This is a genomic window from Flavobacterium sp. (assembly GCF_031363805.1).
Classification (GTDB): Bacteria; Bacteroidota; Bacteroidia; order Flavobacteriales; family Flavobacteriaceae; genus Flavobacterium.
In genome coordinates this window covers 1-5,270 of the sequence record NZ_JANLVD010000021.1, presented here as the reverse complement: position 1 = coordinate 5,270, position 5,270 = coordinate 1, and the positions used below count along the sequence as shown (strand labels likewise).

Below are 5,270 nucleotides of genomic sequence, written 5' to 3'. Positions count from 1 at the left end.
GATAATAAATCGCCACCACGCTGACCAATTAGGCAACCCAATAAAAGCCACTTTCTTGCACTTATTAACGCCTTACTGGTTAGCGCAGTATTTTTAATAATTTCTTGTTCTTCTTCACTCAAAAATACGATGTCTTCAGGTGCTTTTTTTTCTGTCAGGCATTTAACACTTTTCAATTGGGATGATATTTCAATATCGTTATTAGAAGCTTCAAAACAAATGGTTTTAATGTTGGCAATTACTTTACCTACATAATTGACTGAATATTTCTGATTAAATAACCAAGTTTTCAATTTCTCAATAAAAGCAATATTCATTTCTTTCATTAATATGCTTCTACCGTTTAAAACTTCTGATTCATAACGAAGTATATTAATTTTTGTAGATATTAAATTAGTAATATGACCTTTGCTCAGTCCCAATTCCTTTTTTTTATTTTGTTTATAAGGTGCTTGGTCAATATATTTTTGTAAATAATTAATATAAACATCCAACGGTACAAATTCGGTTTTGTTATTAAATGCATTAATTTGTTGTTCCAGCCATTCTGCTGTAAAGGTTGTTCCTTTGCTCACTGCATTGTTATGTGAATCACTTATAAAAGTTGAAAGTTTCTCCAATTTTGATTTTAAAGCTTTTAAATCTTCTCTGCCAGCTTTGGGTTGTGCTTTGTCTAAACTCCAATCTTTGGCGTTGATAATAAATCCAGTTTTTCTTTTGAAAACGGTTTGCCTGTTGATGGAATATCTGACATAAATGTTAGAAGTTTCGCTTTTACTTTGCAATAGGTATTTTACAGTAGCCATATTTTGTTATCTTTGAACTCAAGCAAAGGTAATTAAAAAGATTTTACATAGGCAACAAATAGTCAACGAAATGCGAATTAGTATGTATTTTGATAAATTTAAGTAAACATTAAAAATCATAAAATACTAATAATCAGTATATTTAAATGAATTTAGGTTTACATAGATTCATACGTTTCAATCTGGGCTAAGTGCAAACTGCAATCTGATTACTAATTTTTCGTCATTTCCCTAAAAATGCTTTCTAAATTTTTATTTTTCTGGTTTAGTTGCAACGTTTTCAATCCGTTATCGTGCGCAAAATCAAAAACTGCTGGGCGCATATCTTTATCAGAAACAAAAGTCAATTCCCAAACAAAATCGTGCGTGTTTTTATACGATTTCAAATGAGGGATTTTTGCAACTGCTTCTTCTTCAATTTTATAATCAAATTCAACTTCAATAATTTGCTCATCATTTACAGAAATTAAAACATCCAATTTCTTGTCGGCCACTATTTTTCCTTGATTTATAATAATCACACGATCACAAATCGCTTCAACCTCTTGCATAATGTGTGTCGATAAGAAAACTGTTTTATCTTTGCCAATATTTTTTATCAAATCACGAATTTCAACCAACTGATTTGGATCTAATCCTGTAGTAGGTTCATCAAGAATTAAAACATCAGGATTGTGCAAAAGTGCAGTTGCCAAACCAACACGCTGACGATAACCTTTAGACAATTGCCCAATTTTTTTATGACTTTCAGGCGTTAAACCCGTTAAAATAATCACTTCATCAATGCGGGATTTAGCAACTTTATATACATCGGCATTAAAAGCCAAATATTCTCTCACATACAAATCCAAATACAACGGGTTGTGCTCTGGCAAATAGCCAACTGACTTTTGCACTGCTTTAGGATTGGTGATCACATCATTGCCATTTACTATTGCTTCTCCTTCATCGGCAGAAATATAAGTAGTTAAAATTTTCATCAAAGTGGATTTTCCAGCGCCATTTGGACCCAAAAAGCCTACAATTTCTCCTTTTTTTACAGCAAAAGAAATGTTGTCAAGCGCTTTTTGAGCACCATAACTTTTAGAAATATTTTTAACTTCAATAGACATATTCGTGATTTTTAACAAAAGTATATAATTGGGATGTTAAATTTTGTAAAAAAAATAAAACTTTTGTTGCAGCAAAAGAAAAAATCTATACTTTAGCCAAATAACAAAACAAAAATGTTAAACAACAGTTTTTATTATAACAATTCTTTTAATTTCTATTGGAAAATAGAAAGGGATTGTTGTATTGTTATCTGATTAATTATTAATTCAAAAACATATATAAAAATCCCGATTCGCATCGGGATTTTTTTTTGCACATCATGGAAATAAAAAAAATTGCCATTCAAGGAATCAAAGGATCGTTTCACCATCAGGTAGCCGAAGAATATTTTCAATCGGAATTGTCGCTCGACGAATGCATGTCGTTTGAAAATTTAGTGACGAGTCTAAAAGACAGCAAAACAGATAAAGGCGTTATGGCGCTCGAAAATTCTATTGCAGGTTCCATTGTTCCAAATTACGCCTTGATAGACAACAATAATTTACACATTATTGGCGAGCACTATTTAGATATTCACATGAATTTGATGGCGTTAAAAGGACAAAAAATACACGATATCAAAGAAGTGCATTCTCACCCAATTGCGTTGCTGCAATGCGCTGTTTTTTTTAAACAATACCCGCACATTAAACTGGTTGAAAGTGGCGATACTGCCGAAACAGCCAGAAGAATTCACGAGGAAAATTTAGTAGGAATTGGTGCAGTTGCTAGTCCAACAGCAGCAAAATTATACGATTTGGATATTTTGGCAGCAGGAATTCATACCGTAAAAAGTAACAAAACACGCTTTGTTATCGTGAAAACACAAAACAAAGAATTACCTAAAGAAGAGATTAATAAAGCGTCAGTAAAATTTGAGCTTGATGATACTGCAGGAAGTTTGGCAACTGTCTTGAATGTGATGAATAATTGTAAATTGAATTTAACCAAAATCCAATCGATGCCTATTATTGAAACCCCATTTCAATATTCATTTTTTGTAGATGTCGTTTTCGAAAAATACAAACATTATGAAAAAGCCAAAAAAATATTAGAATTAATGACCACACATTTCAAAGTTTTGGGCGAATATAAAAAAGGAATAGCATGATAGTTACTGCAAACAGATTAAATACAGTCGAAGAATATTATTTTTCGTCAAAACTTCGTGAAGTTCGAGAATTGATTTCGCAAGGAAAACCCATCATCAATATGGGAATTGGAAGTCCAGATTTGAAACCGTCAAAGTTGGTTGTCGAAGCGATTCAAAACGCCATGAATGATGCTGTCGCACATCAATATCAAAGTTATCAAGGTTTACCAGAATTGCGAAAAGGAATGGCGGATTTTTACAAAAAATTCTTCCATGTTGATGCCGATTTCAATACTGAAATTTTACCATTAATGGGTTCCAAAGAGGGAATTATGCATATTTCGTTGGCTTTTTTGAATGAAGGCGACGAAGTTTTAATTCCAAATCCAGGTTATCCTACCTACACATCAGTGACGAATTTGGTTGGTGCAAAATCTGTTTTTTACGATTTAAAAGCAGAAAACAATTGGGAGCCTAATTTTGAAGCTTTAGAAAAACAAAATTTGTCGAAAGTAAAACTAATGTGGGTCAATTATCCCAATATGCCAACCGGAGCTTCTGGAAGTTTAGATTTGTTTAAAAAGCTGGTGGCTTTCGCCAAAAAACACAACATTTTGGTTGTAAACGACAATCCGTATAGTTTTATTTTAAACGATAATCCGATTTCAATTTTGCAAGTTGATGGTGCCAAAGAAGTCGCTTTGGAACTCAACTCATTATCCAAAACCTACAATATGTCGGGTTGGCGCGTTGGAATGGTTGTGGGAAATTCAAAATTAATTGATGCAGTTTTGAAAGTAAAAAGCAATATGGATTCTGGCATGTTTTATGGCATTCAAAAAGGAGCAATTGAAGCTTTGAAATTGGATAAATCTTGGTTTGAAGAGCAGAATTTAATTTATAAAAGAAGACGCGATTTAGTTTTTCAATTAGCAGATATATTAAAATGTTCTTTTGATAAAAATTCTGTAGGTATGTTTGTTTGGGCAAAATTACCTTCTGGAATTAGTGACGCGGAAGCTTATGTAAATCAATTATTATATGAAAAAGATTTATTCATCACACCTGGAACTATTTTTGGAACCAACGGCGAAGGATACATTCGGTTTTCATTATGCATTGATGAAGAAAAAATAAAAGAAGCATTAAAAAGGTTTCAATGACAATATCAAAAATGTCATCCTGAGCGCAGTCGAAGGGTCAAAAATCAATTTCAATAACAAAAATAAATTTAAGAGTTGCAAATTTGAATAATCTCAAATTTCTTTGTGAACTTTGCGAACAACTTTGTGCTCTTTGTGGTTAAAAAACAAAAATATGGAGAATAATAAAACAATGAGAACGTGGTTAGAAGATTTTAAATTATCACATCCATTAGTAATTGCTGGGCCTTGCAGTGCCGAAACCGAAGAACAAGTGTTGAAAATAGCCCATGAATTGAAAAATTCTGACGTGTCTATTTTTAGAGCAGGAATTTGGAAACCAAGAACTCGTCCAGGCGGTTTTGAAGGTGTTGGAGCTATTGGTTTAAAATGGTTGCAAAAAGCCAAAGCCGAAACAGGTCTTTTAATGGCAACAGAAGTAGCAAATGCAACGCACGTAAAACTGGCTTTAGAACACGATATCGATGTATTGTGGATTGGCGCACGAACAACTGTAAACCCATTTGCCGTGCAAGAAATTGCCGATGCTTTACAAAATACGGATAAAATAGTTTTGGTAAAAAACCCTGTAAATCCTGATTTAGCATTGTGGATTGGCGGTGTCGAACGTTTGTATAATGCAGGAATTAAAAAACTTGGAGTGATTCATAGAGGATTTTCTACTTACGAAAAAACAAAATACAGAAACATTCCCGAATGGCAAATTGCTATCGAATTGCAAAGCAAATTTCCAGATTTACCTTTAATAATTGATCCATCGCATATTACAGGTCGCCGTGATATGATTCAAGAAGTGTCGCAACAAGCACTCGATTTGAATTATGATGGTTTAATTATTGAAACCCATACCGATCCAGATAATGCATGGAGCGATGCTGCTCAGCAAGTAACTCCAACAGTTTTGAAACAAATTTTTGAAGATTTGAAAGTCAAAAAAATGACAACAAACGAAGAAGATTTCAATACAGAAATGATTAAACTTCGTGCTAATATAGATATTTACGATTCAAAATTATTAGAACTTTTGGGTCACAGAATGCAAGTTTCTGAAAAAATTGGCGCACTAAAAAAATCAAAAAATGTAGCGGTATTACAAAATAAACGCTGGAATGAAAT

Annotated in this window: 5 protein-coding genes; 3 read left to right on the top strand and 2 right to left on the bottom strand. The window is 32.8% G+C overall.

What is annotated here, in order from left to right; all coding sequences use genetic code 11:
* On the bottom strand, window positions 1-806 hold an 806-nt coding region (locus RMN92_RS01710; RefSeq protein ID WP_309607735.1), incomplete at its 3' end, for a phage integrase SAM-like domain-containing protein.
* 212 nt (window positions 807-1,018) lie between these two features.
* Entirely contained in the window at window positions 1,019-1,918 is a 900-nt protein-coding gene (gldA, locus tag RMN92_RS01705; RefSeq protein WP_309607734.1) for a gliding motility-associated ABC transporter ATP-binding subunit GldA, read from the bottom strand.
* A 260-nt stretch (window positions 1,919-2,178) separates the two neighbouring features.
* Here gldA and RMN92_RS01700 point away from each other — a divergent pair, with 260 nt between their 5' ends.
* The 3 genes from RMN92_RS01700 to RMN92_RS01690 all read left to right on the top strand — a co-directional run.
* A complete protein-coding gene (locus RMN92_RS01700) occupies window positions 2,179-3,009 on the top strand; it encodes a prephenate dehydratase (RefSeq protein WP_309607733.1) in 831 nt (276 codons plus the stop codon).
* Window positions 3,006-4,154 carry an aminotransferase class I/II-fold pyridoxal phosphate-dependent enzyme gene (locus tag RMN92_RS01695; protein WP_309607732.1) on the top strand — a complete coding sequence of 383 codons (1,149 nt, stop codon included), beginning with the start codon at window positions 3,006-3,008 and terminating at the stop codon, window positions 4,152-4,154. The genes RMN92_RS01700 and RMN92_RS01695 overlap by 4 nt, the downstream gene beginning before the upstream one ends.
* Window positions 4,155-4,308: 154 nt before the next feature.
* Window positions 4,309-5,270 (top strand): bifunctional 3-deoxy-7-phosphoheptulonate synthase/chorismate mutase type II (locus RMN92_RS01690; protein WP_309607731.1); only part of this gene is annotated, 962 nt, incomplete at its 3' end.

Bases quoted from the DNA above. Each gene is read 5' to 3' on its own strand.
- RMN92_RS01695 (WP_309607732.1), top strand. From the start codon at position 3,006: ATGATAGTTACTGCAAACAGATTAAATACAGTCGAAGAATATTATTTT.
- RMN92_RS01700 (WP_309607733.1), top strand. From the start codon at position 2,179: ATGGAAATAAAAAAAATTGCCATTCAAGGAATCAAAGGATCGTTTCAC.
- gldA (WP_309607734.1), bottom strand. From the start codon at position 1,918: ATGTCTATTGAAGTTAAAAATATTTCTAAAAGTTATGGTGCTCAAAAA.